Below are 251 nucleotides of genomic sequence, written 5' to 3'. Positions count from 1 at the left end.
AGGCGCACGCTTGGACTGCAGGAATTCATGCAGCTCCATGGCGTCATCCGGCGCTTCACCCTCACCGTGGGTTGAAGCCACTATGATCACGTGGGTTTCTTTGGTCAGGTTTTTGCCTTTGTAATCGCCAGAGGCAAACACGTCAGCCTGGATACCGGCCGCGACCGCTTCTTCCTTCAGCGCCTGAGCCACGCCTTTGGCGTTACCCGTCTGCGAAGCATAAATAATGGTAAGTTTGCCAGCCGGTTTCG

The 251-nt window shown here is 56.2% G+C and carries 1 protein-coding gene; it reads right to left on the bottom strand.

Annotated elements, in window-relative coordinates:
- Positions 1 to 251: flavodoxin domain-containing protein (locus R0J87_RS22870; RefSeq protein WP_498889224.1), on the bottom strand; the 251-nt coding region annotated here is incomplete at both ends.

The organism is Halomonas sp. SIMBA_159 (assembly GCF_046536035.1).
GTDB lineage: Bacteria > Pseudomonadota > Gammaproteobacteria > Pseudomonadales > Halomonadaceae > Vreelandella > Vreelandella venusta_A.
Note: the sequence above shows the minus strand (reverse complement) of the source record. Positions and strands in the feature narration are given on the sequence as shown.